The organism is Pseudomonas sp. BIGb0278 (genome assembly GCF_024809895.1).
Classification (GTDB): domain Bacteria; phylum Pseudomonadota; class Gammaproteobacteria; order Pseudomonadales; family Pseudomonadaceae; genus Aquipseudomonas; species Aquipseudomonas shirazensis.
The window spans coordinates 1,166,119-1,191,693 of record NZ_JANUEL010000001.1 but is presented as its reverse complement, the minus strand read 5'-3'; the positions used below and the strand labels follow the sequence as shown (position 1 = coordinate 1,191,693).

Here is a 25,575-nt window from a genome sequence, read left to right as displayed (position 1 = left end):
GTCAGCAGCCTGCGGCTGGTTTATTGTGTGGGCTTCAGTTCACCACAATCCTGCCCCCATGACCGACATCGAGCGCTACGTCCGCGCCGCCACGCGTGACAATACCCGGCGCAGTTACCAGGCCGCCGTCGAGCATTTCGAGGTGCGCTGGGGCGGTTTTCTGCCGGCCACCGCCGACAGTATCGCCCGCTACCTGGTCGAGCACGCTGAACAGCACGCGGTCAGTACGCTGCGCCAACGCCTGGCGGCCCTGAGCCAATGGCATATCAGCCAGGGCTTTCCCGATCCGACCAAGGCACCCTTGGTGCGGCAGGTCCTGCGCGGCATACGCACCTTGCACCCGGCGCCGGCCAAACAGGCCGCGCCGCTGTTGCTGCAACATCTGCAGACCGCCGTCGCACGCTTTGAACAAGAAGCGCAGCTGGCGCGTGAACGAAACGACATGCCCGGCTTGTTACGTGCGCGCCGGGATGCGGCCTTGCTACTGCTCGGTTTTTGGCGTGGCTTGCGCGGCGATGAGCTGGCACGCCTGCGCGTCGAGCATATTCAGGCCCAGGCCGGTGTCGGCCTTACCCTGTACCTGCCGCGCAGCAAAGGCGACCGCGAGGCACTTGGCGTACAGCACCGCACCCCGGCGCTGAAAGCGTTGTGCCCGGTGACGGCTTACCTGCAATGGCTGGAAGTGGCGGGCATTGCCCATGGCCCGGTGTTTCGCAAGCTCGATCGCTGGGGCAACCTGGGCCAGGCGCCACTCAACAGCAACAGCCTGATTGCCGTGCTGCGTGGCATGCTCGAACGCGCCGGGGTGCCCGCCTCACTGTATAGCGGCCACTCACTGCGACGCGGTTTCGCCACCTGGGCCACAGCCAATGGCTGGGAGTTGAAGTCGTTGATGAGCTATATCGGCTGGAAGGACGCCAAATCCGCGCTGCGCTACATCGATGCAGCGCAGCGCTTTGGCGATCTGGCGGTGTTGCCCGCGGCGCAGGAGCGCTTGCTCATTCCTTGAACGGGTGGCGGGCAATCCCCGCCACTTCCGGGCGGATCATGTACAGGTCACCTGCATCCGGATAGTCGAGCAGCTGCGCCGGGGTCATGCCAAAGCGGGCGGTGGTGATGTACAGCGTGTCCAGCTCCGGGCCGCCAAAGCAGCAACTGGTCGGCCGCGGCACCGGCATTACCACCTGGTCGCTGAGGTGACCGTGGCGGTCGTAGCGCAGCAGGCAACTGCCGTTGAACTGGCACACCCAGATGCCGCCTTCCTTATCTAGCGCAATGCCATCCGGACGACCCAGCTCGGCCGGGGTTTCGGCAAACAGGCTGATCTCGCCCAACACGCCACCGGCGAGATAATCAGCACGGTAGATCGAGCGCGCCACCGAATCGACGAAGAATAGCGTCTGGCCGTCTTGCGACCACGCCAAACCGTTGGGCAAGGACATCTCGCGATGGATCACTTCGGCATGCATTTCGTGATCGAAGCGGTACAGTGCGCCGGTCTTGCCGCTGGGGCCTTCATCCATCAGGCCGGTGACAAAGTGGCCCTGCGGATCACAGGCGCCGTCGTTGAAGCGGTAACTGGAGCGGTGATGCACGGGCGCCGAATACTGACGCACCTTGCCTTCGCCAAGATCCAGCAGCGCAGCACTGGCATCCTCGGTGAAGATCAGATTGCCTTGGTCGGTCAGGGCCAGAGCGCCAATTTTCGCAGCGGATTCGTAAACCCGTTCGACATCGCCCTGCGGCGTCAGGCGGTTGATGCGTCCGCCGGAAATATCGACGAAATAGAGGACGCCGCTGTGCGCATCCCAGACCGGGCTTTCACCAAGATCGGCACGGGTACGGGCGACTTTGACTGGCGCGTAATGGCATTCCTTGATGCTACTCCAGCGCTCGGCGACTTCGCTGAGGCTGGCGGCTTCTACCCGGGCCAGATCGCGAGGATAGCTGACGCCGCTGTTCTCGCAGAAGCGTGTAGCGGTAAACTGGCCGTTGCTGGCGCGCAGGATGTAGCCGGTGTCACGGCACAGTTCACTGGCCAGGTAGAGCAGGCCTGGGGTCACCCATTCAGGCTTGAGGTCCTCACTGGGCTGGCTCACCCCCCACATGCGGGTCTTGGCCACAGGCGAAATCGCATTGACTAGGATGCCGTGGGCCAGGCCTTCCATGCTCAGCGCATTCATGATCCCGACCTGGGCCATCTTGCCTGCGGCATAAGCTACCAGCCCTGGCTGGGCATAGCGCTGGTACATGGCGCGGTCAGAGGTGGTCAGTACGACTCGCGGCGCCGCCGAGCGCTTGAGGTGCTTCCAGGCATGCTTGGCCAACCACACCGGCGCATGCACGCTGATGCCCAGAGCGCGTTCGAGAAATGCCTCCTGCTGGTCTTCGATGTCCTGATAGCCGACCCAGCCGGCATTGTGAATGAGGATGTCGAGCTGGCCGAACTGCTCGATGGCAAGCTCGATCAATTGCTGGCAACCCGCCTCATCGTCCAGCCGACCAATGTGGGCAACCACCTCGCCACCCTGGGCCTTGAGAGCCTGCAACGCTTCAGTTACCAGTGCCTGATCTTCGCCTTCGCCGGCGCGATCGGTGCCCAGGTCACTGATCACTACCCGTGCGCCCTGAGCCAGCAGTGCCTTGGCGTAATCCAGGCCAAGCCCCTGGCCTGCACCGGTAATAATCGCGACTTTATTTGTGAATGGCATCGACGAATCCCCCCGATTCTCATTCACAGACAATAACAATAAAAAAATCAATGACTTAATACTAAAAGCATGCAAACTTGATATCTAATAGATATCACCGAAACCCCGCAAGCGGATGACCGAGCCCCACCCGGTTACTCATACAGATAGCAACAGCCCGGGCGAGCAGGCTTCTGCGCCGCCCAAGCACACATTATGATGGCGCGCCTGCAGAAGTCCTGTGAGCACACGCCCCTGCACCAGTTCGCCTCGATGAAGGAAAGTAGAATGATCGAGACCCGTTTGCTCAGGCAGTTCATCGCCGTGGCCGAGGAGTTGCACTTTCACAAGGCAGCTATTCGTCTGCACATGGCGCAGCCGCCTTTGAGCCAAGCGATCAACCGCCTCGAGGACAAACTCGGCTTCAGCCTGTTTCTGCGCAACAAGCGCGGGGTCAAGCTGACCGCCGCTGGCATGGCATTTCTGGAAACCGCTTATCGCACCCTCAAGGAACTCGAGCAAGGCATCGAGTACGCCCGCAATGTCTCCGAGGGCGTGTGCGGCAAGCTGACCATCACGGCCATTTCGATTGCCTACTACGAGTCGCTGCTGAACTCGCTGCGGCGCTTTCGCGAAAGCTACCCGAACGTGCGCCTGACCATCCGTGAAATGCCGTCGGCGGCCCAGGCCGCCGCCTTGTTGGCCGGCGAAGCCGACATCGCCTTCATGCGCAAGCTGCCACTGCCGCCGGATATCATCGAATCACGCCTGATTCTCAATGAGCAGATCGTGATGGCCTTGCCGGCCCATCACGAAAAGGCCCGCCACGCCAACGTCGACCTGCGCGAATTCGCCGAAGAAGACTTCGTGTTCACTCCGCAGGCATTGGGTAATGGCTACTACAGCCAGCTGATGGCGCTGTGCGAGTCGGCAGGCTTCTATCCCAAGGTGGTGCAGGAAGCGTCGCAGATTCACACCTTGATCGGTTTGGTCGCCTGTGGCTTCGGTGTAGCCCTGGTGCCGGAATCGATCGCCAACTCGACGCTGCGCGATCGGGTCCTGTTCCGCCCGATCAAGCCCGTTGGTGATCAGCCCAACGCCAGCATGGGCCTGTACATGAACTGGAACAACCAGAACGCTTCGCCGGCGCTGGGCAGTTTCATCTCGATGCTGGACCTTGGCGCACCGAAGTGTTTCAGCGACACCCTCCTCGACCTCGCGGCCCAGGAGAGCATCCTCAAGCGCGATCTACACCGATAGCTGGTTATGGCGCAGCCAGGCATCCAGTGCCAGTGCTGTTTCCAGGTTGTTACGGCGCAGCTGCGAGTTGAAATAGCCCTCGGCGTGATCCAGTTGCGTGATTAGCTGAGCTCGATCGATGACCGCGAATGCCGGGCTGTCAGCCGTTGCCAGCAGCTGCCGGGTGCGCTCGCGCAGGAAGCGCTCGTAGGCCAGGTTTGCCGAAGTCGGATAAGGGCTTTTCTTGCGCGCCAGCACGGCCGGTGGCAGTAGATCAGCCGTCGCCTGTTTGAGCAGCCACTTTTCCTCGCCTCCTCTACCTTTTATCGACCACGGCACGTTGTGCACGTACTCGACCAGCTCATGATCGGTATACGGCACACGCACCTCAAGGCTGGCGGCCATGCTCAGGCGGTCCTTGCGGTCGAGCAGGATCGGCAGCCAGTGGTGCAGGTGCAGGTGGCTGATCTCGCGCATGCGCCGCTCGACAGCGTCGTCGCCCGGCAGATGCTGCACTTGATCCAGTGCCTGGTGATAGGCGCTGTCCTGATAGCCGGCAAAATCGCAGTGGCGGTTGAAGTCCGGGTTGATCAGTTCTGCCTGCAGCAGTTGCATCCGTGACAGCCACGGCATCCGCGCCGCAGCGATGGCCTGCGGATCGCGACACCAGGCGTAACCGCCAAATACCTCGTCCGCGGCCTCGCCTGAGATCGCCACCGTCGAGTGGCCACGGATGGCTTTGAACAGCAGATACAGAGAAGTATCGACATCGCCAAAGGTCGCCGCTGAATCATTGGCCAGGTACACCGCCTGCCTGGCCTGATCGGCAACCAGCTCGCGGTTGTCGATCAGGATGGTCTGGTGCTGGCTGCCGATATGCGCGGCGGCGGCCAAGGCATACGGCTCGTCGCACTCCGGGCGGAAGGCATCGGCCTGGAACTGCTCGGCCTGGCCGACAAAATCCACCGAGAACGAATTGACCGTACCGCCCTGTTCGGCCTGCAACTTGCGCTGGGCCATCGCTGTGAGAATGGTCGAGTCAAGCCCGCCGGACAGCAACGAGCATACCGGTACGTCGGCATAGAGCTGCTCGCCCAGCGCTTTACCCAACAGTTCGCGGGTGCGCTCAATGGTGCTTTGCAGGTCGTCCTGATGCTCACGTCGTTGTAACTGCCAATAGCGGTTGAGCTTGATCTGGCCGTTCGGCCGCCACGATAGCCGATGCCCCGGTGGCAGCTCGCGAATGCCGCGCAGCGCCGTGCGCGAGGTGCCCCGCGACAAGCTCAGGGCATCGACCAGCCCCACCACGTCGAGCTGTTTGCTGAAATCCGGATGGGCCAGAATCGCCTTGATCTCCGAGCCGAACAGCAGGCCCTGGCCATGTTCGGCGTAGTACAGCGGCTTGACCCCGAGGCGATCGCGTACCAGCAGGAAGTGCCCGTCCCGCTCGTCGAACACGGCAAAGGCGAACATTCCCGACAGCTGCTCGCTGCAATGCTCGCCCCACTCCAGGTACGCATGCAGCACCACTTCGGTGTCGCTGCGGGTCTGGAACTGATGCCCGGCCAGACGCAGCCGCTCGCGCAATTCGTTGTGGTTGTAGACCTCGCCGGTATACACCAGCGCCACTTGCTGGCCATTGCCGAAGCGGTAAGTCATCGGTTGTACGCCGCCAGCAAGGTCGATGATTGCCAACCGCCGGTGGCCGAGCAAGGCATGCCGGTGGCGCCAGCTGCCGCTGGCGTCCGGGCCGCGCAGGGCCAGGGTGTCGGTCATTGCCGCCAGCAGCGGCGCGTGTTGCTCCAGGTCGCGACTGAAGTCGACCCAGCCTGTAATTCCACACATGGTTGCCGCTCCTTATTGACCAGCCTCAGCGGCCGGCACCCGCCCGACCAGCGCTTGCAGGCGCTTGGCAATGTCCAGCAACTGCCGCTCGCTGTCGCGTCGGCCCATGATCTGCACCGACAGCGCTGCTTTGCCATCCGGGCTCAGGCAGATCGGCACGGTGATAGCCGGCAGGCCGCTAAAGCTGGCCAGCGGGGTGAAGCTGATCTTCTGTGAGTAGTCGGTGTCAGCAGGTGATGGGATGGTCGAGTCGCCGGGCTGCGGATCACGCCGTTCGAACGGCCGATTGGGGTCCATCGGGAATACCACGAAGTCCACCTGGGCGTTATCGAACCAGCTGTCGATGCCTGCGCGAACGCTGTCCATACGTTGCTGGATGGCGTTGTACTCTTCCTCGCTGACACCGGCACCGACGGCCAGCGCGCTCTGCGTCGACCAGTGCAGCTCGCAGTCGAACACCTGCTGCCACGCCGCAGAGGCCAGCCACGCATCACGGGCACAGAGTTGCCAGGCGTCGCCGCGGCACGCCCACAGTTCAGGCATGTCGACATCACTGTCGGCCATTTCAAGCTGCACCACGGCGCTGCGCGCCTGAGCCAGCATGGCGAGCATCTGCGCGCTGGTGAGGCCCGGCTCATGCACATGGCTAAGGAAACCGACCCGGTACTGCTGCTTGAGCGGCAGTTGCTCGCCGAGCAGACCATCGATGCCAAGCATCGGTAGCAGCAGGTCGAGGTCATCGGCGCTGCGCGCGACCCAGCCAAGGGCGTCCATGCGCGGAGACAGGGGGAATACGCCGGCCAGATTCCCGGCCTTGTGCGTCATGCGCAAGCCGACCATGCCGCAGTGCGACGCAGGCCAGCGGACCGAGCCGAGCACATCGGTGCCCAGCGAGATATCACACAGCCCCGCCGCCACCGACACCGCGGAACCTGTGCTCGAGCCCGAAGGGTCGATACTCGGGTAAAGCGGGTTGCGGCAACCGCCACCAAAGGCGATGTTCAGCTCGGTGGTGGTCACCTTGCAAGTCAAGGCCACCCGCGGGTCCAGCCAGGTCAGTGCTTCGGCGCTGCGCGCTGGATAGTGACGGTAGCTACGCAGGCCCAGTCGGGTCGGCAAACCCGCAACGTCAACGGTGTCCTTGACGCCCAGGCGGAACCACGGCGACTCGGCCGGGCGGGTGCTGACCAGGCAACGGTAGTGGCCGTCGGCATGCACCGCCCATTGCTCATACTGCGCTGCCCAATCGGCGGCCAGTGCTGGATTGGCCTGCAGTTGCGCATAGCGCTCACGCAGGGTCAGGGCCAGGTAATTGGGCACCTGTTGGCCAACTGCTGCGGGACCGCAGTTGGCCAGGTAGGCGTCGATAGCATTGTCGGTTTTAACGTATGACATCGGTGTATTCCTTGACAGTTGATGCCGCCGCCCAGGCTTGTGGCTTGCCTGTGGCAGACAGCGGTAAGTGATCGACGTGATGGATATGCAGCGGCCGCGGCGTGCCGGGCGTGAGCTGAGAAAACGCAGCCAGCACAGCCCCGCTGCTGACTGAAGAATCGCCCAGCACTATGGTGTAGGCCTCGCCACGCAAACCGTCGCGTAGCGGCACACAGGCCAGGCTTGCGCAGCCCAGCAGCGTGCCCAGTTCGGCGCCTAGCCGGGCCAGGTCGAGGCGAACGCCATTGACCTTGATCAGGCTGCTGACCCGGCCCAGCCACTGCACCCGGCGCGGGTCGAGGACCTGCACCAGGTCGTCACAACGGTGGCTTGGCGCTGCGCAGGCCTGGCCCTGCTCACGGGCAATGCGTGGGCTGGCGATTTCCAGGGGCGCGGGCTGGCCAGCGGGTGTTAGTAGCTGAACGTCGTCAAGCAAGGTCCACGGCTGCTCCGGCGTGCTACTGGCATCCAGTTCGCGGACGGCAATCGCGCCGGTTTCGGTCGAGCCGAGCACCTCGATAAAACGCACCTGCGCACCGGCGAATTGCTGGATCACAGCCAGTGCACCGGGTGGCAGCATCGATGCACTGTGCACGATCAACAGCGGGCGCTGGCCAGCCAGGCGCTTGAGCAGTGCTGGCAGCAGCTTCCAGGTACTGGCGATGGCCAGGATCGCGCACTGGCCGTGGCCAGCCAGCGTTGGCAGTTGCTGTTGTTCGAACGAGCACAGCTGTAGCGCCGCCCCATGTACGCGCGCACCGGTTTCGCCGAGGATCTGCCCGTAGCTGTGGCTGACCGGCGCAAAGCTGATGATCTCGCTGACCTGCGGCGCCCAGCGCTGATAGATCAGCCGCGCCTCTTGCTCCATTTGCGCGCGGCTGCGCAGCCATTGGCGCGGCGCGCCGCTGGAACCAGAAGTGTGGAACACCTGCTCAGCACTCACTCGGCGGCCTGCAGGGTGAGCTGGTCTTCGACCTTCTGCGCAACGAAGCGCTGCATCTTGTCCAGAGTCTCGAACCAGAAGCGCACATCGTCGCTGAGGTAGTCCACCTCGATGCTGAAGCGGTCCTCGACGGCAGTAATCACCTCAACTGCCATCAGGCTGTCGAAGCGCTCACCGAGAAAGTCGCGAAAGCTGGCCTGGCTGTCGATGCCGAGGACCTCGGGGCCGAGCAGTTGGGCAAGAGTCTGGCGGATCTGGAGTTCGATGGAGGGGGTATTCACGAGCCGGTGCTTCCTTGTTGAGTGCTTGCGTTGATCAATGCCGCGCCCGCGCTGTAGAACACCTGTTCAGGCGCGATCGGGTCGAATTGCAGATAGATGAAAGCTGTGCTGTAGCGGCTGCGCAGCCCCGCGTACAGGCCGTCGGCCAGGGTCTGCTGCGCGAGCATGTCGCGCTCGCTGGAGAGTGTGATGCGCACATGAAACTGCGCCGGCTGGCCGTCACGGTCCTGGCTGGGCAAAGGCATACCGGCGCTGAACACGCAGTCCAGCGGCAGCGGCGCGAAGAACACCATGCAGTGCGCGGGGTCGGCGCCCAGGCTCTTGAGAACGCGGGTAAAACCCAGCGCAATGCGCTTGCGCTCGATCAGCGGCAGCGGCGCGCAGGCGACGGTAATGGTCGGCATGCTTGGTGTCCTTATGAGAGTTGCAGGTTGGGCAAATGGCGGCGGCTGCCGTCGACGAATGCCTGCAGCAGACGGCCCAGGCAGGTTGACAGCGCATCACTGCCCTCCAGATACAGCGGCGACCAGGCAAAGCCTTGCGCGGTGCTCACCTTGTCGAGGAAGAAGCGCAGGTGAGCGATGTCCACCGGCAGCTCGAATGCCAACGCCATGGCCACCGCCTGATAGGTGCTGAGCAGGTCGGGGATACGTTGACCGTGATTGGCGAAGCCACCCTGACGAACCTTGTGCGCCGCCAGCAGCACTGCCGCAGCCTGCTGCACGGGGTGGCCGAGGTAGGCAAGGCAACTGAGCGCCTGCAAACCGGCGCGCAGCGATGACGCGCCCCGCGGATAGGCGCTGTAGGTCAGCCGCCCGCTGTCTTCATGCTGACAGGTGCCGACAAACCGCTGCAGGCTATCCAGCGCCACACCGCTGTTGTCTCCCAGCCACTGCAGGATGGCCACCGCAGCTGCGGTCGAGACCATGTCCGAGCCGCGGCCTTCCCAGAAGCCAAAGCCGCCGTCCGGATTTTGCAACGAGGCCAGCCATTTGCCGATTGCCTGACGGGCCTGCGGCTGCTCGGCAAACGCCCCGGCAGCGAGCCCCCAGGCCGTGCAGCGCACCTCGGCACCGCGCCCGGGCATGTACATGATCCCGGCCTCGTTGGGCATCTGGCAGCCTTCGATCCAGCGCAACGCCGCAGCACGCTGGCCGCTGTCGAGGCTGCCGCCGAGGATCCCGGCGGCGCTGGTCAGAACATCCGCCGCCGTGCTCGCTTCGCGGTAGGTGTAGCCGCCACCGGGTGTGGCCAGGCTGGCGATATAGTCAGCGACATCATCAGCCAGCCAGGCGACTGGCTGCCCGAGTGCCTTGAGTGAGCCCACCGCGCAGAACACCGCCCAGACGTCCTCGCCGTCATATCCCCGCCAGCGGACAAAACCGCCTGCGCTGCTGCGGCGGGCAACGATCCAGTCGCTGCAACGCTGTGCGTCCAAAGGTAGTGCGTGCAACTCTGCCAAGCTTGCAGTGGCGCGGTAGGTTGCCCACAGGCAAGCCGACTCGGCCGACTCGCTGAAGCGAAAGCCGCCGTCAGCCAGCTGCTGCGCCTGCAACCAGGCGATCAAACGCGTGCGGTCCCACGCAGGCGCCGGCAGCCCGGCTCGTTGCAGTGCGCGGGCGGCCATCACGCCATAGAAGCAGGCGCGGGTATCGGCGACATCGCGCTCGGCAAACTCAGCCGACCAGCTCAGGCCACCATTGGCGCATTGCAGACCCTCAAGCCAGCGGTACAGCGGTTCACGCTGCTGGACCTCGCCGTGGCAGACTTCGAGCAAGGTGCGCAATGTGTAATGCGTGGCCCAGGCATCTGCCGTCTGGCCCGGGCACATGGCGTAGGCGTCGCCATCGAACAAGGTGTGCAGCCATGCGGCAGTGGCGTCTGTGTCGCTGACTGGCGCCGCCAGATCCTTGAGGGTTTCGGTGCAATAGAACGTGGCCCAGGCATCGGACGGCATACCCTTGCTCCAGGCATAGCCGCCATCACGGTTGCGCCGTGACTGGATATACGCCTGCAGCTGCGGCACATCGGCACTGCCCAGGCGCTCGACCCAGGCCAGGCTGCGGATCGCAGCGTAGGTGCACCAGAGGTCAGCCTGATGATTGGCCAGGCCCTGCCCTTGCGGAAATTTCGGCAACACCGCGCTCATTGCGCACCGCCAACAAAGCGCAGATTGGTCTTTTTCCAGCTCTTTTGCGAAGCGCCGCTCTTGCTCAACACCGACAGGTTGTTGATGAACAGGATGCGGCTCCAGCGCAGGCGCATGTGAGCTTGCGAATGGGCCTGCAAGCGCGCCTCGATCGCCGCCTCCTGACCAGTGTCCCAGAGCACATCGCGCTCCAGGATCAGCGCGGCGCTGTCCTTGTCGCGGTCGACTTCGATCATGTAGCCCGTGGCGTCGCAGTTGCCGTAAACGACTTCCTCGACGGCGCGAATATCCAACGCCACGCCGCCGACTACCACGGCATCGTTGTCGCGGCCATTGATCAGCAGGCTCGGGCTGAGCTGGCCGGCCTCGCAGGCGCCGCTGATGGTCACGCTGTCACCGGTATCCAGGCGCAGCAAGGGCCGCGCATACAGGTTCAGCGGCGTTACCACCAGACGCCCGCTGAGACCTTGCGCCAGCGGCACCAGTTGGCCGTCCTCCAGCAGCAGTTCGAAGTAGTTGGTGGTGCAGGCCAGACGCATCTGTTGATCTTCGCCAACTGTCGCCAGGGTGCCGGTCTCGGTACTGCCGTAACTGGCATCGAATACCTCGCACTGCCACCAGCGCGCCAGGCGCTGGCGGAATGGCTGGGTGTTGACCTCGCCCAGCAGCATGATCGTCTGCACCGACAGGGCGAAGCCGTCGAGCATCTCCCGCTGTTTAAGGTAGCGAGTCAGCTGGACCAGCACGCCAGGGGCAATGAACAGCACGCTCGGCTGGTAGGTGGCGAAGGTCTTGCACACCCGCTCCCAGTCGGTGATTCCGGTGGTAAACGGATACAGGCGCACGTGGGAGACGTCCAGGTAGTCGCAGACGTTGGCAATCAGATCGCCGACCGGGACGATATCCGACGGCATAAGGTTGGCGACCCTGGAGCCTGGTCTGAGTACCGCGCGCCATTGGCTGGCGACGCTGATGGCATTCCAGATGATGTCTTGCTTCAGGCGTGGAGTTGGCGTCGGTTCGCCGGTGGTGCCGGTGGTAGCGTAATAGCGCGCTGCATCACCCAGGCCGACCGTGCAAAAATCCAGCGGAGTGGCCTTGAGGCTGGCCTTGGGCGTGACCGGCAACTGAGCGAAGGCTGCGCTGTTGAACGGGCCGATGTCCGCGTAATAGCGGCTGTTGCGAGCTCGTTCCCAGGCGGCCTGCAATTTGCCGGTGTAAAAATTCTGACAAGGCATATTTCTGCCGAATTGGCGAAGTTCGCCCTCGGCTGCCGCTACGACTGAATGGTCGTTTTCCTTGTGAACCAACATCGCCCCGCCCCTCTCGAATAAGTTGCGCCGAGAATTGGCGAGTGCAGACCTTGAGTAAAATACTTTTGGCGAACCGGCGGTGATAGGTCGCAAGTATTAATAGCCTTGGAAATACAACGATTTAGCCCATATCAGCGGCTGCCGCCTGCTCCCCGTCCCCGTACGCTCTGGGGCAACTGCGCATATCAGATTGAGACCTTTATTGTATTTCCCTCGAGCTGTCGTCGCTGCGCACTATCGCCGCTCCTTGCAGCAGGTGCAGGGCGAACGACGACACTCAGGGAGCGACACCGATCATGCTGACCCAAGCCGCCAACGTGCTCGACGGCCCACTGGCCTGGAGCCTCAATTCCTGGCGCGACCGCAGCGCTGCGCAGCAACCGCTGTATCACGACCAACCTGCCCTCGAGCAGGCGCTGGCGAGCTTGCGCCAGACCCCCGCGCTGGTCAGTCGGCAGTCGATCAGCCTGCTTACGGGCTTGCTGGCCCAGGCCCAGCAGGGCCGTGCGTTTGTCTTGCAAGGCGGTGATTGCGCCGAAGACTTCACCCAGACCGATCAGGCCGCGCTGAATCACTTTCTGCAGCTGATGCAGCAGATGAGCCAGCTGCTGACGCGGGGTGTACAGCGGCCAGTGATCAAGATCGGCCGCCTGGCCGGGCAATACGCCAAGCCACGTTCCAGTGATATCGAAACCCGCGATGGCCTGAGTCTGCCGGTGTATCGCGGCGATATCGTCAACCAGGCCGAGTTCAGCGCAGCAGCGCGGCGGGCAGATCCGCAGCGCTTGCTTGCAGCCTATGCTCACTCGGCCGCGACCTTGCGCGACATCCGCACCCTGCAGGGTTTCATGGACAGCGATGGCCCGTGCGATCAAGCGCTGTTCATCTCCCACGAAGCCTTGCTGCTGGAATACGAGCAGGCGTTGACCCGGCAACAGGACGATGGCTGCTGGTTCAACCAGTCCACCCACCTGCCGTGGATTGGCCTGCGCACCGCCCAGCCCGATGGCGCCCATGTCGAATACCTGCGTGGGGTGAGCAACCCGGTGGCGGTCAAGGTCGGCGCCGAAACCTCGGCCAGCGCACTGCTGCAGCTGATCGAACAGCTTAACCCGCACAACCAGCCGGGCCGGCTGACGCTGATCCACCGCATGGGTGCGGCGCTGCTGGAACAGCACCTCGGGCCGCTGATCGACGCAGTAGAGCACGCTGGCGCGCGGGTGTTGTGGCTGTGCGACCCCATGCACGGCAATACCCGCACCCTGCCCTGCGGCACCAAGACCCGCGCCTTCGATGACATCCTGGCGGAGATAGAGTCGGCCTTCGCCGTGCATGCCTGGCATAGCTCGGTCCTCGGCGGGCTGCACCTGGAACTGACCGCTGAACCCGTGACCGAGTGCCTCGGCGGCCCAGGCCACCTGCAGCCGGAGGATCTGCACCGCTGCTATCTGAGCAAGGTGGATCCACGCCTGAATGGCGAACAGGCGTTGGCCTTGGCCCAGCACTTGAGCCGGATGCCGCCATGCCGTTAGCCATATACGTGTTTTCGCTGTGCACCTTTGCCTTCGGCTTGTCTGAGTTCGTGGTCGCCGGTCTGGTTTCGGCAATGGCGGGCGATCTGAGCAGTTCAGTCGCTGCGGTGGGCGCGGCGATTGCGGCGTACGCGTTGGGCGCCGCCATCGGCGCACCGTTGCTGACTGCGGCGCTGGCGAGCTGGCGTGACCGCTCGCTGATGCTGCTGACGGTAGCAGTGCTGGGGGTGGGAAGCCTGCTGCTGGCAAGCGTCGAGCAGGTGTTGACCTTGCACCTGGTGCGCTTTGGGATTGGCCTGGCCCACGGCGTGTTCATGGCGCTAGCGGCCAGTGTCGCAGTCAAGCTGGTAGCACCCGCACAGGCTGGGCGGGCATTGTCGGTGGTATGGATGGGCTTGACGGTGTCGTTGGCACTCGGGGTACCGCTGGGCACGCTGCTGGGCAGCTTCTGGTCGTGGCGGGTGATATTTGTCGCGCTGGCGCTGCTCGCTTGTTTGAGCTTGATCGGCTTGCTGCGCTGGATGCCGGTTCAGGCTGGTGCGGCGGATGCTCAGCCTGGCGCGGGGCTGAGCGGCCTGCGCGCCGTGCTACTGCGGCCGTTGTTGTCGGTTGCCGCGGTGTCCATGCTGGTCAGCGTCGCGGTGTTCAGCTTTTTCAGTTACGTGTCGCCGTACCTGCTGGAGGTGAGCCAGGCCGGGCCACGTTTGTTGAGTGCGGGCATGCTGCTGTTTGGCGCCTGCACGATTGCTGGCAATCTGGTTGGCGGATATGCCGGCGACCGCTTTGCGATAAACCGCTGCCTGTTGCTGGCCCTGCTCATGCTGGTGGTCACACTGATGCTGCTGTATGTGTTCAGGCAGTCGCCATGGGCCGTGCTCGGCCTGGTCGGGGTGCTGGGGGCAGTGTTCTTCGCCATCGTCACGCTGTCCACGTTGCGCCTGCTCAACCTGGCCAAAAGCGTGGCGCCGCACGCCAGCGGCGTGGCCTCGGGGTTGAACATTGCTGCGTTCAACCTCGGCACAGCGCTCGGCGGCGGGCTTGGTGGCCTTTTGATCGGTCAGCTCGGCCTGGCGTGGTTGCCGCTGGCAGGCGTTGGCGCCGGGCTGTTGGCAATTGCTGTGCTACTCAGCCAGACGCCTGCCGATGTGCCCTATGAAGCTGAAACTCAGCGCTGAGCCTTGGCGCACTGCCACAGCCGGGCAACATCGCTGGCGCGCGCCTGCAGCAGTGCCGGCGCTTCGCTGCACGCCTGAGCCAAGGTCATCGGCCCACTGGCCAGCGCAAACGCGGCATCGATGCCATGGGCGTACAGTTGCTGGTAACCCTCGCCCAGGGTGCCGGCCAGCACCACCACCGGCACACCATGACGTTTGGCAACCCTGGCCACGCCCATGGGCGTTTTGCCGCGCAAGGTCTGCGCGTCAAAGCGGCCTTCGCCGGTGATGACCAGATCGGCGCCCTGCACCAGTGCATCCAGCCCGGCCAGCTCGGCGACCACCTCCACTCCCGCGCGGAAACGCGCGTCCATGAATGCCTTGGCCGCAAAGCCCATGCCGCCGGCAGCGCCGCTACCGGGCGACTCCCTGAGGTCATTACCCAGCAGTTGCGCGCAATGGTCGGCAAAATGGCCAAGGGCGAGATCCAGCGCTGTCACCTGCTCAGGGCTGGCGCCTTTTTGCGGACCAAAAATCGCCGAGGCGCCATTCGGACCACACAGTGGGTTGTCGACGTCTGCAGCGACTTCGACCTGCACCTCAGCCAGGCGCGGATCAAGCTCACTGGCGTCGATCCGGGCCAGTTGCGTCAAGGCCAGGCCGCCTTCGGCCAGCGCCTGGCCATCGGCGTCGAGCAAACGCAAGCCAAGTGCGCGGAGCATGCCGCTGCCGCCGTCGTTGGTGGCACTGCCGCCAATCGCCAGGACGATGCGTTGGGCCCCCGCGGTCAATGCCGCGCCGATCAATTCGCCGGTGCCCCAGGTGCTGCTACGACAGGCGTCGCGTTGCTCGCCGGGGACCAGCTGCAAACCACTGGCTTCGGCCATTTCGATGATTGCCGTGCGGCTCTCGGCGAGCCAGCCCCAACTGGCCTCGACCGTCTGCCCCAGCGGTCCGCGCACCGCTTGCCGGCGCAGCTCACCGTGGCTGGCCGCGACAATCGCCTGCAGCGTGCCTTCGCCGCCATCGGCCATCGGACACTCAACCAGTTCGGCCTCCGTCCACACCTCGGCCAGGCCGCGCGCAATGGCCTGGGCGACGGCAGCGGCGTCGAGGCTGTCCTTGAACGAATCGGGGGCGATGACAATTTTCATGGGGATTCTCCTGATCCTGTTGCAGCGATGCTGACAGTTGCGTCATCCGCAGGCCTCGGTCAGATGCACAAAAGCCCAGCGCCGTTGTTTGGGCAAACGCCTTTGCCACTCAGCTCAGTCGGCGCGCAACAGCTGCAAGCCCAGATACAGGGTCAACATGCCGTCCAGCCGCTGTGGGTCGACTTCGCCCAGCTCGGCGATACGTTCCAGGCGATAGCGCAGGCTGTTGCGGTGGATGCCCAAGGCATCGGCACAGGCCTGGCTCTGGCCATCATGGCCGCACCAGGCGCGCAAGGTATTGAGCAACTGGCCGCTGGCGTCCTTGCTACGAATGCGCAGCAATGGCTCGAGCAATTCATCCAGCGCGTCGTCGTTGCGGTGACGCCACAGCAGTGCTGGCAAGCGGTAGCGGGTCAGGTTCAGCAAGCGCTCGGCAGGCAGCACTTCGCGCCCATAGGCAAGCAAATCACGCACCCGCCGGTAGCCGCGTCGCAATTGCTCAAGACTTTGCGCTGCCGGGCCCACGGCCAGGCGCTGGACGTGCCAGCCATGGCGCTGCAGCCGTTCGAGCAGACGCTGTTCATCCAGCGCGACCGCTGCCGGCCGACACCACAACAGCGACTGACGGGCCGGGCTGACGCACCAGCCATCCGGGTAACGGCTCATCAGCCAGGTGGCCAAGGCTTCTGCGGGCGGTCCGGACTCCAGCTCGAACAGGCACGGCACCCGTGCCAATTGAGGCTTGAGGCCAAGTTGCTGGGCCTCGTCGAGCAAACGCGTCGAATCACCACTACTGCCCAGCAACAATGCCAGCAAGTCATCACAGCGCTGGCGTCGCCATTGTTGCTCGACTTGCAGGTGACGCTGGGCCAGGAGCATTTCGGCGGTCATCCGCACCAGCTCGCCGTAGGTGCGCAATTGCTGCGGATCACCGGTCAGGCCGAGCACGCCGATCAAGCGACCATCGAGCATCAGCGGCAGGTTGACGCCGGGCTGCACGCCCTTGAGGCACTTGGCCGCGTCATTATCGAGCTCGACGATCCGGCCATTGGCCAATACCAACTGGGCACCTTCATGGCGGGTGTTGATGCGCTCTGCTTCACCGCTGCCGAGGATCAGGCCCTGGCTGTCCATGACGTTGACGTTGCACGGCAGGATGGCCATCGCCCGGTCGACGATATCCTGCGCCAGGTCATGGTCCAGTTCGAACATTCAACGGTCCTTGCAGTGATAGGATTTGGGCCGCAGCACAGCGGCCAGCGCTGACACCAGTGCATAAGCACAAAGACAGCCGCGCTGCGCTCGCCGAGACTCGTCAGGCGAGCGCCGAAACAGGCGACGCGGTAACAATCATAACAACAGAGATCCCGATCATGGCACACAGCTCTGCCCCTGACCAAGGCCACGATAGCACCCGCAATGCGCTGTACCGGCGCATCACACTGCGGCTGATTCCATTCATTTTCATCTGCTACCTGTTCAACTACCTCGACCGCGTCAACGTTGGTTTTGCCAAGCTGCAGATGCTCGATGCACTGAAGTTCAGCGAAACCGTCTATGGCCTCGGCGCCGGGATTTTCTTCATCGGCTACGTGCTCTGCGGCCTGCCCAGCAACCTGGCGCTGAACCGCTTCGGGCCACGGCGCTGGATCGCCTTGATGATGATCGCCTGGGGCAGCCTGTCGACCTGCTTGATGTTCGTCACCACGCCGACCGAGTTCTACGCCCTGCGCCTGCTCACCGGCGCCGCCGAAGCCGGCTTCTTCCCGGGCGTGGTGCTGTACCTCTCGCGCTGGTTCCCCGCGGATCGACGCGGGCGGATCATGGCCCTGTTCATGTCGGCGATTCCGGTCTCGGGGCTGCTTGGCGGACCATTCTCGGGCTGGATTCTGCAGCACTTTGCCGCTGGCCAGCACGGTTTGGCCGGCTGGCAGTGGATGTTCCTGATCCAGGGCCTGCCGACAGTGGTGCTGGGCATACTGGCGATCAAACTGCTCAGCGACGGTTACCAGAAAGCGCCGTGGCTCAGCCCGGCCGAGCGGCAGATCATCGAAACCGACCTTACCGCCGATGCAGCACGCAAGCCGGTCACCAGCGGTGACAGCGTGCTGTCGGTACTGACCAATCCGCTGATCTGGACCTTTGGCTTCATCTACTTCTGCATCCAGAGCGGCGTGTACGCGATCAACTTCTGGCTGCCGTCGATCATCAAGAGCATGGGCTTTGACAACCCACTGCTGATTGGCTGGTTGAGCGCGATCCCGTACCTGTTGGCCGGCGTGTTCATGATTCTGGTAGGCCGTTCGGCTGACCTGCGCAACGAGCGCCGCTGGCACCTTGTGGTGCCGATGCTGATGGGCGCGATCGGCCTGCTGATCGCGGTCAACTTTGCCGGCCATCCGCCGATTGCCATTCTTGGTCTGTCGATCGCGACCATGGGCGCTCTCACCGGTTTGCCGATGTTCTGGCCGATGCCGACTGCCTTGCTCAGTGCTGCCACTGCGGTGGCTGGCCTGGCGATCATCAACTCGGTCGGGCAGATGGCGGGCTTCCTCAGCCCGTATCTGGTGGGCTTCATCAAGGATCAGACTGGTTCCACCGATGCTGCACTGTACTCGCTGGCCGGGCTGATCGTGATCGGCAGCCTGGTGGCCCTGCGCGTCACCCGTGCAGGCGCCTTGAGCAGCGCCCGCGCCGATTGAAACGGCTGACCGTTGCCGGGCCTGGCGCCCGGCAACACCTCAACGCCACAACGCGACAACCCCGCCCTCCTTGCCCAGCACCGGGTCCAGTTCCGGCAACGCCACCTTGGCAATCCGCGCCACCGCCTGCGCGTGGCCACGGGCGTTGGGCCGCTCGACCTCGTAGTCTTCCTGCCCCCGCGGGTAACCACCAACCACGACAAAGTCCTCACTGCAGGTCATGCAGCGATGGCCGGTGCCCGCCGGCAGCACCAGCACGTCTCCCGCTTTGACGCTGATGGTCTGCCCGGCGGTACCACCCAGGGTCAGCCGCGCTTCACCCTGCGCTACGCCAAGCACCTCGTGGGCGTTGGGATGGAAGTGGTGATAGGGAAACACCCCATCTCGCCATAACGCAGGCCACCCGTGCACCTCGAACAGCGCCTCAAAGGCCGCCGCTCGGTCCGTGCCGTGCGGCCACTGCATCGCATAAAGCAACACCGGCAACACGCTGTTCGGCGTCGAGCCGTCGTCGGCGAAACGTAGCTGGCGCGGCTCAACCGGCCGCGGCGCGATAGATTGCTGCTGGTCCATGATCTGCCCCTCACAGGCTTGTATTCTGTTGAGAAGCTTGAATGCCGTCAGGCGTTCCATTTCAAGCAGGCGCTCACTGCCTCAGGCTTTTGCGCTATGGTTGCAGTCTGACCGGCACTTCGAACCGGCCCACGACAATAACAGCACGGGGAGCGCCCATGACCGCGCCTGCCACCGACACCCGCGCCAGGGAACTGGCTGCGTTTATCGACTGCCACTTCGCCGAGCGCGGCCTCGCGCCGGAAGCGGTGATCGCCGAATCGTGGTTTCGCAGCATCAACCAGCACCACCTCGACCCAGGCCTGCGCCATGTCGACAATATCCTCAGCGCCGCCGAGATTCGCCAGCATCAGGCTCAGCACGAGGCCTACCTGAGCATCGCCGGGCAAGGCGTCAACGGCCTGGCCCGAAGGGTGGTCGATGCTGGCTTCGCCGTGCTGCTCAGCGATGCCGACGGCATTACTCTGGATGCGCGCCTGCCAGCCGATCACGACCGTTATTCACGCGCTGGGCTGATTGTCGGCGCGCGCTGGGACGAATCGATCGCTGGCACCAATGGCATCGGCACCGCGCTGGCGTCGGGTCAGGCGCTGACCATCCACCGCCAGGAGCATTTTCTTGCCGCCAACGCCCGCCTGAGCTGCTCGGTGTCACCGATCTTCGATGCGCAGAATCAGTTGCTTGGCTGCCTCAACGCAACCTGCCTGTTCAACGATGGGCCAAAACAGGCGCAGCACCTGACCCTGCACCTGGTTACGCTGTACGCGCGGCTGATCGAGAACACCCATTTCCGCCAACGTTACCGCGACCGTCTCACCTTGGCCCTCAAGCCTCGCGACGACATCACCGATCTGGCCAATGAGCAGCTATTGGCGCTGGATGAAGGCGGCCGGGTGATCGGCGCCAACCGGGCTGCATTCATGGCCCAGCCTGGCGCCCTGCTGGGCTTGCGCATCGAGCAGTTGCTGCCCGCCACTATCGATGAGCTGCTGATGCTCACCCGTGGCGGCGCTTGCGGCACCCAACTGCGCGAGCCTGGCAGCGAGCTGATCATCGAAGTCGGTTTGCGTGTGCCGGCCGGTTACGGGCTGCGCGCCAAGCCTGTTGCGCCGGCCCCAACTACAGCCCGCCACCCGACACTTGAGCAACTTGCCGGCGGCGACAGCCAGTTGCAGCAAAGCGTGCAGCGTCTGCGCAAGGTGCTGGACAAGGACATCTGTATCCTCATCACCGGTGAAACCGGCACCGGCAAAGAGGCCTTTGCCCGCGCCGTGCACCAGGCCAGTCGCCGTCAGGCCGGGCCGTTCGTTGCACTCAATTGCGCGGCGATCCCCGAGTCGTTGATTGAAAGCGAGCTGTTTGGCTACCGCAGCGGCAGCTTCACCGGCGCCAACCGCAAAGGCATGAAGGGCAAGCTGGAACTGGCCAATGGCGGCACGCTGTTCCTCGATGAGATCGGCGACATGCCTGCACACCTGCAAACCCGCTTGCTGCGGGTGCTGGCCGAGCGTGAGCTGCAACCCCTGGGGGCCGAAGCGCCAGTGGCGTTGGATATTCAGGTGGTGTCGGCGACTCACCAGGATCTGGCCAGCATGATTGCTGACAAACGCTTCCGTGAAGACCTCTTTTACCGTTTGTGCGGCATGCGCATGAGCCTGCCGGCGCTACGCCAGCGCAGCGATCGCGCCGAGTTGATCGAGCACCTGCTGCGACGGCTGCCCGAAGCGCAAGGGCTGCAGCTGGACGCCGAGGCTCACCGCTGCCTGCTGGGCCACCCTTGGCCTGGCAACGTGCGCCAATTGCTGAACGCGCTGCGCTACGCAGCTGCGCTGGCGGAGAACGGGGTGATAAGCCTGAATTGTCTGCCGGAGGAGCTGCTGGCGAGTGCGCCGCGGACGCCGGTCCTTGCACAGCCACTGCGCCTGGAGGCTCAGGTCGAGGATGCCGAAGCCCGGCATTTGCTCGATGTACTGCGGCGCGAGCGGTGGAATATCAGCGCGGCAGCAGACGCGGCGGGAATCTCCCGATCGACTCTGTACCGCAAGATGAAACGACACGCAATCGTGCCGCCGAATCAGGCTGACTGAGCGCAGCACTGGCCGCTGCACGAGCGTGCCGGCCAGTGCTGCCCCCCATGTTACTCAGCCCTGGATATACACCACTTGCGTGCGCGTGTACTCATACAGCCCATGCTTGCCATCCGCCCCGCCCACCCCAGACTTGCGTGCTCCGGCGTGGAAACCCTGCATGGCCTCGAAGTTCTCGCGGTTGATGTAGGTCTCGCCAAAATCGATTTCGCGGCTGGCTTTGAGTGCGGCGTTCAGGTCGCGGGTATATAGCGACGAGGTCAGGCCGTAATCACTGTCGTTGGCCAAGACAATCGCTTCATCCAGGTCGTCAATGATCTGGATCGGCAGGACCGGGCCGAAGATCTCCTTGCGCATGATCTCCATGTCCGCCGAACAGCCGGCCAGCACCGTCGGTTGATAGTGGAAGCCCGCACCAAGATCAGCCACCTGCCCGCCGGTAATCACCTGAGCGCCTTGCCCGACTGCCGTGCGCACCATCTGCGCGACCTTGTCCAGCCCGGCCTGATTGATCAATGGGCCCATGTCCAGGTCAGCCTGCAGCGACGGGTCGCCATAGCGCGTGGCGGCCATCGTCTGCGCGACTTTGTCGATGAAGGCATCCGCCACCGCGCGCTGCACATACACTCGCTCGGCGCAGTTGCACACCTGCCCGGTGTTGATCACCCGCGAGGCAACGATCGCGCGCACGGCCAGGTCCAGGTCGGCGTCGGCCAGCACGATAGCGGGCGCCTTGCCGCCCAGTTCGAGGTTGAGCTTGGTGATGTTTGGCGCTGCCGCAGCCATGATCCGCGCCCCGGTGGCGACACTGCCAGTGAAGCTGACCAGGTCAATGCCGGCATGGCTGGTGAGGCTGTGGCCGACACTCGCACCTTTGCCGCCGACCACGTTGAACACCCCTGGCGGTAGATCGGTTTCGGCCACCAGCCGGGCAAACGCGTAGCAGTTGATCGGTGTCTCTTCGCTGGGTTTGATCACGATGGTGTTGCCGGTCAGCAGCGCCGGCGCCATCTTGCGCGCAATCAGGAAGAACGGGAAATTCCACGGCAGCACCCCCGCCACCACGCCCAGGGGTTTGCGCAGCAGGAAGATGTGCTCGTTGGCCCGATCACTGCTCAGCACCTCGCCCTCCAGGCGGCGCGCCCATTCGGCCATGTAGTCGAGGTAGTCGGCAGTGAAGTTGACCTCCACCAGGGCCAACGCCGGCACCTTGCCCTGCTCCTGGGTGATGATGCGCGCCAGGCGCTCGGCATTGGCCCGCACCTTGCTGGCAATCTGGCGCAAGTAACCGGCGCGCTCGATGGCAGGTTTTGTCGCCCAGCCTTTCTGCGCACGGCGCGCTGCGTCAATCGCGCGTTCGACCTGCTCAACGGGTGACTCCGGCACCGCCCCCAACAGCTCGCCGTTGGCCGGGTTGAACACCTCGATCAGTTGTTCGCTGGCTACAAAAGCGTTGTCGATATAGTTCTGGTACAGATTATCGGGCATCGTCATGTCACTCCTTGGAGGTATTGTCGGCAAGCGGCGTGGCGGCTGCGGGCTTGGCGCTGAAACGCTGCCAGACACTGCCTTCGCTTTGCAGGTCGTGGGCGCGCTTGATCAGGTATTGGTGCACCTGTTCGACCTGCTCAGGCTTGAGCGCTTCGGCGAACGAAGGCATACCGTCCGGGATGCGCCCGCCATAGAGAATGCCGAGGAACATCTGGTGTTTTTCCGCGGTGAGCTTGCGCAGGTCCGGCAGCACGCCGCCGCTGACGGCATGGATGCCATGGCACTGCGAGCAGTTGCCGTCGTAAAGCGCAGCACCGGCGGCTACGGTTTTTTCGTCAGCAGTGAGCGCTGGCGGTTTCGGCGTGTCGGCCGGCGGTGGGGGCTCACGCAGGGTGGCGTTGCCGCCGATCTTGTAAGTCAGCACCTGGGCGAACGGCTGCACGCCGGCGCGCAGCGACAAGGCCCCGGCAAAGGTCGAGAACGCCCCGCCCCAGCCGGCCATGAAGGTCACGTATTGCTCGCCATCTACCGAATACGTGATCGGCGCAGCCATCACGCCGCTGGCAGCCGGTGATTCCCAGAGCTTTTTGCCATCGTCGGCGGCGTAGGCGATCACCCGGCCATCGGCACTGCCCTCGAACACCAGGTTGCCCGCCGTGCTCAGGGTGCCGCCGTTGAAGATGGTGATATACGGCACTTCCCAGGCAGGTGCCTGCTTGACCGGGTCCCAGGCGATCAACTTGCCTGACCAGGTTTTGGCCATTTCCAGCAGGCCTTCCGGGCCTTCGGGCATCATCCCGGTGCGCAGGCCGAGCTGGTACACGCTCTTGAACGGGTGACGCTTGGGCGCTTCCGGGATGTGCTCGTAGTAGGCCGACATGATGTGCGCCGGGATGTACACCAGCCCGGTGTTGGGGTTGTAGGACATCGGGTGCCAGTCATGTGCGCCCCAAAATGCCGGGGTCACCAGCTTGCGCTTGCCGTCCTTCCAGTAGGCAGCTGCCTCATCATCGACGATTGGCCGGCCAGTCTTCATGTCGATGCCCTTGGCCCAGTTGACCGGCACAATGTTCTTCGCCGAGAGCAACTCGCCGGTGGCGCGGTCGAGTACATAGAAGAAGCCATTTTTCGGCGCCTGCATCAATACCTTGCGCTGTTTGCCGTTGACCGGCAGTTCGGCGAGGATCATGTGCTGGGTGGCCGTGAAGTCCCAGGCATCGCCCGGCGTGGTCTGGTAGTGCCAGGCGTATTCGCCGGTATCGGCATTGACCGCCACGATAGACGACAGGAACAGGTTGTCGCCCTTGGCCTGGCTGCGCCATTTCGGATCCCACAGCGAGCCGTTGCCGACGCCGATATAGAGCAGGTTCAGTTCTGGGTCATAGGCGAACGAATCCCACGCCGTGCCACCGCCGCCCTGCTCGACAAAGGCATCGCCGTGCCAGGTCTTGCTGGCGATTTCCATCGCCTTGTCTTCAGGCGGCAGCTTGGGGTCGCCAGGCACGGTGAAGAAGCGCCAGGCCTGCTTGCCGGTTTCGGCATCATAGGCGGTGACGTAGCCACGCACGCCAAACTCGGCGCCGCCGTTGCCGATCACCACCTTGCCATTGACCACACGCGGCGCGCCGGTAATGGTGTAGCTGCGTTTGTCGTCGCTGCGGGTGTCGACCGACCATACGCGCTTGCCGGTCTTGGCATCGATGGCCTCCAGGCGGCCATCGAGCACGCCGACATAGACCTTGCCCTGCCACACGGCTACGCCACGGTTGACCGCATCGCAGCAGGCTTCACCGGCCCGATGGCGATCGGACTGCGGATCGTACTTCCACAGCAGCTTGCCGTTGCGTGCGTCCAGGGCATACACAACCGAAAATGGCCCGGTGGTGTACATCACGCCGTCGACCACGATAGGCGTGGCCTCGACGCCGCGGTCCAGATCGAGCTTGTAGCTCCAGGCCAGGCCCAGTTGATTGACGTTGCGGTCATTGATGGTGTTCAGCGGGCTGTAGCGCTGTTCATCGTAGGTACGGCCATGGCTCATCCAGTTGCCGGGCTCTTTGTCGGCGTCGATGATGCGCTTGCCATCGACCTCGGCGGCAAACGCCGGGGCCAGGCAAGCCAACGCCAGGACGGCGCAACCTGCGGTTCTCATCAAGGCACCCGGCATGGGCCGGCGGTGCGGACCTGATTGGGTCATCGGGGAATCTCCGTTCTTGTTATTGGCGACACCCAGGGAATGTGTCGTGAAGAACAGGAGCAACGGCTGTGCCAGCGCCAGAGATACCACTGAAAGCCCCGTCGTAGAGAGCTTTATCCACTGTCGATCGTAAGCCGGCGAGCTTAAGAGTCGCCGCAGTTTCGGCACACGTGGCGCAGGAATGGAACAGGTGTTTCAGCCCGAGAGAAGCTTCGATGGTAGGCTGCGAAGACGTCTCAGCAACAGACTCCCGATCAGCGCTGCAAGGACGAATGCCATCGCTAATGCGCGCAGCAAGTCCCCTTCTGCCAACGCGACCCCTGCGCTGCACAAGCCGCCAACGGTAAATACCAGCGTGTTATTCAGAGCGGCTGCCGTCCCTGCAATCTCAGGGTGTAGGCTCAACGCCCAGGTAGTCGCGGCCGGGCGCACAATCGTTGTACCGGCACTGCAGACCACCATCGACAGCATGATTGCGGTGACGGTCGGATTCAGCACGTACAGCCAGAGAAACAGCGACAACCCGGCGACGCCGATCAAAAGCAGCCCCAGTCTGATCTGTGCACTCACCTCGATGCGTTTGTTCAAGGCACTGGCGACCACGCCGCCAATGATATAAGCCGCACCGTAAGCAATGAATATCAGTGAAAAGGCGTAGTCGGTCATCCCCAGCAGATCCATGAACAGCAAGGGTGACGTGACAATGAAAGAGAAGTGGCAGGCAAATGCCATTGCGGACAGTCTCGTTAGGCGCGTGGCAATAAGCACAGGCAGGAAAAAAATCCCATTGC

The 25,575-nt window shown here is 63.7% G+C and carries 20 protein-coding genes and 1 pseudogene; 6 read left to right on the top strand and 15 right to left on the bottom strand.

Going from position 1 to position 25,575, the window contains the following annotated elements; all coding sequences use genetic code 11:
- The first annotated feature begins 58 nt into the window (after positions 1–58).
- Positions 59–1,009, top strand: coding sequence for a site-specific integrase (locus M2396_RS05380; RefSeq protein WP_157831744.1), 951 nt, complete (start codon positions 59–61; stop codon positions 1,007–1,009).
- On the opposite strand, the gene M2396_RS05375 is transcribed toward M2396_RS05380, so the two are convergent.
- Positions 999–2,051 (bottom strand): SMP-30/gluconolactonase/LRE family protein, encoded by a 1,053-nt coding sequence (locus M2396_RS05375; protein ID WP_256585772.1) that lies wholly within the window; start codon positions 2,049–2,051, stop codon positions 999–1,001. The genes M2396_RS05380 and M2396_RS05375 overlap by 11 nt on opposite strands.
- Positions 2,052–2,108: 57 nt before the next feature.
- A pseudogene (locus tag M2396_RS05370) lies at positions 2,109–2,711 on the bottom strand (SDR family NAD(P)-dependent oxidoreductase); the annotation flags it as partial.
- 267 nt (positions 2,712–2,978) lie between these two features.
- Here M2396_RS05370 and M2396_RS05365 point away from each other — a divergent pair.
- Positions 2,979–3,950 (top strand): LysR substrate-binding domain-containing protein, encoded by a 972-nt coding sequence (locus M2396_RS05365; protein ID WP_101319480.1) that lies wholly within the window; start codon positions 2,979–2,981, stop codon positions 3,948–3,950.
- On the opposite strand, the gene asnB is transcribed toward M2396_RS05365, so the two are convergent.
- Genes asnB through M2396_RS05330 form a run of 7 tightly spaced genes read right to left on the bottom strand, consistent with a single transcriptional unit; the run spans position 3,939 to position 11,819 of the window.
- A complete protein-coding gene (gene asnB, locus M2396_RS05360) occupies positions 3,939–5,774 on the bottom strand; it encodes an asparagine synthase (glutamine-hydrolyzing) (protein WP_259073611.1) in 1,836 nt (611 codons plus the stop codon). The genes M2396_RS05365 and asnB overlap by 12 nt on opposite strands.
- Before the next feature lie 12 nt (positions 5,775–5,786).
- Positions 5,787–7,169, bottom strand: a complete 1,383-nt coding sequence (locus M2396_RS05355) for an amidase (RefSeq protein ID WP_188035941.1) — start codon at positions 7,167–7,169, stop codon at positions 5,787–5,789.
- Positions 7,156–8,151 carry an AMP-binding protein gene (locus M2396_RS05350; RefSeq protein ID WP_188035942.1) on the bottom strand — a complete coding sequence of 332 codons (996 nt, stop codon included), beginning with the start codon at positions 8,149–8,151 and terminating at the stop codon, positions 7,156–7,158. Before M2396_RS05350 ends, M2396_RS05355 begins: the two co-directional genes overlap by 14 nt.
- Positions 8,148–8,432, bottom strand: coding sequence for an acyl carrier protein (locus tag M2396_RS05345; protein WP_103437340.1), 285 nt, complete (start codon positions 8,430–8,432; stop codon positions 8,148–8,150). Before M2396_RS05345 ends, M2396_RS05350 begins: the two co-directional genes overlap by 4 nt.
- The gene (locus tag M2396_RS05340; RefSeq protein WP_150569239.1) at positions 8,429–8,836 is read right to left on the bottom strand and encodes a hypothetical protein; all 408 of its coding nucleotides are present in this window, start codon (positions 8,834–8,836) and stop codon (positions 8,429–8,431) included. Before M2396_RS05340 ends, M2396_RS05345 begins: the two co-directional genes overlap by 4 nt.
- 11 nt (positions 8,837–8,847) lie before the next feature.
- The gene (locus M2396_RS05335) at positions 8,848–10,581 is read right to left on the bottom strand and encodes a prenyltransferase/squalene oxidase repeat-containing protein (RefSeq protein WP_188035943.1); all 1,734 of its coding nucleotides are present in this window, start codon (positions 10,579–10,581) and stop codon (positions 8,848–8,850) included.
- Positions 10,578–11,819: a phenylacetate--CoA ligase family protein gene (locus M2396_RS05330; protein WP_259073609.1), complete on the bottom strand. Its 1,242-nt coding sequence runs from the start codon at positions 11,817–11,819 to the stop codon at positions 10,578–10,580. The genes M2396_RS05335 and M2396_RS05330 overlap by 4 nt, the downstream gene beginning before the upstream one ends.
- 371 nt (positions 11,820–12,190) lie before the next feature.
- On the opposite strand from M2396_RS05330, the gene M2396_RS05325 reads away from it, so the two are divergent.
- Positions 12,191–13,426: a 3-deoxy-7-phosphoheptulonate synthase gene (locus M2396_RS05325; RefSeq protein WP_259073608.1), complete on the top strand. Its 1,236-nt coding sequence runs from the start codon at positions 12,191–12,193 to the stop codon at positions 13,424–13,426.
- On the top strand, positions 13,417–14,601 hold the full coding sequence (locus M2396_RS05320; protein ID WP_188035946.1) for an MFS transporter: 1,185 nt from the start codon (positions 13,417–13,419) through the stop codon (positions 14,599–14,601). Before M2396_RS05325 ends, M2396_RS05320 begins: the two co-directional genes overlap by 10 nt.
- On the opposite strand, the gene M2396_RS05315 is transcribed toward M2396_RS05320, so the two are convergent.
- The gene (locus M2396_RS05315; RefSeq protein WP_259073607.1) at positions 14,592–15,734 is read right to left on the bottom strand and encodes a glycerate kinase; all 1,143 of its coding nucleotides are present in this window, start codon (positions 15,732–15,734) and stop codon (positions 14,592–14,594) included. The genes M2396_RS05320 and M2396_RS05315 overlap by 10 nt on opposite strands.
- 114 nt (positions 15,735–15,848) lie before the next feature.
- Positions 15,849–16,946: a sugar diacid recognition domain-containing protein gene (locus M2396_RS05310; protein WP_259073605.1), complete on the bottom strand. Its 1,098-nt coding sequence runs from the start codon at positions 16,944–16,946 to the stop codon at positions 15,849–15,851.
- A gap of 161 nt (positions 16,947–17,107) precedes the next feature.
- Here M2396_RS05310 and M2396_RS05305 point away from each other — a divergent pair, with 161 nt between their 5' ends.
- Complete coding sequence (locus M2396_RS05305; protein WP_150571656.1) at positions 17,108–18,436, top strand: MFS transporter; 1,329 nt, start codon at positions 17,108–17,110, stop codon at positions 18,434–18,436.
- A 39-nt stretch (positions 18,437–18,475) separates the two neighbouring features.
- On the opposite strand, the gene M2396_RS05300 is transcribed toward M2396_RS05305, so the two are convergent.
- Positions 18,476–19,009, bottom strand: coding sequence for a cupin domain-containing protein (locus tag M2396_RS05300; RefSeq protein WP_259073601.1), 534 nt, complete (start codon positions 19,007–19,009; stop codon positions 18,476–18,478).
- A 158-nt stretch (positions 19,010–19,167) separates the two neighbouring features.
- On the opposite strand from M2396_RS05300, the gene M2396_RS05295 reads away from it, so the two are divergent.
- Positions 19,168–21,096, top strand: a complete 1,929-nt coding sequence (locus M2396_RS05295) for a sigma-54-dependent Fis family transcriptional regulator (protein WP_150571658.1) — start codon at positions 19,168–19,170, stop codon at positions 21,094–21,096.
- Positions 21,097–21,150: 54 nt separating this feature from the next.
- Here M2396_RS05295 and aldA read toward each other — a convergent pair whose 3' ends face one another.
- From aldA to M2396_RS05280, 3 genes are all read right to left on the bottom strand, one after another.
- Positions 21,151–22,584 carry an aldehyde dehydrogenase gene (gene aldA, locus M2396_RS05290; RefSeq protein WP_259073599.1) on the bottom strand — a complete coding sequence of 478 codons (1,434 nt, stop codon included), beginning with the start codon at positions 22,582–22,584 and terminating at the stop codon, positions 21,151–21,153.
- A 7-nt stretch (positions 22,585–22,591) separates the two neighbouring features.
- The gene (locus tag M2396_RS05285; RefSeq protein WP_409035089.1) at positions 22,592–24,739 is read right to left on the bottom strand and encodes a PQQ-dependent dehydrogenase, methanol/ethanol family; all 2,148 of its coding nucleotides are present in this window, start codon (positions 24,737–24,739) and stop codon (positions 22,592–22,594) included.
- 240 nt (positions 24,740–24,979) lie between these two features.
- Complete coding sequence (locus tag M2396_RS05280; protein ID WP_259073593.1) at positions 24,980–25,552, bottom strand: MFS transporter; 573 nt, start codon at positions 25,550–25,552, stop codon at positions 24,980–24,982.
- Between the last annotated feature and the right edge of the window lie 23 nt (positions 25,553–25,575).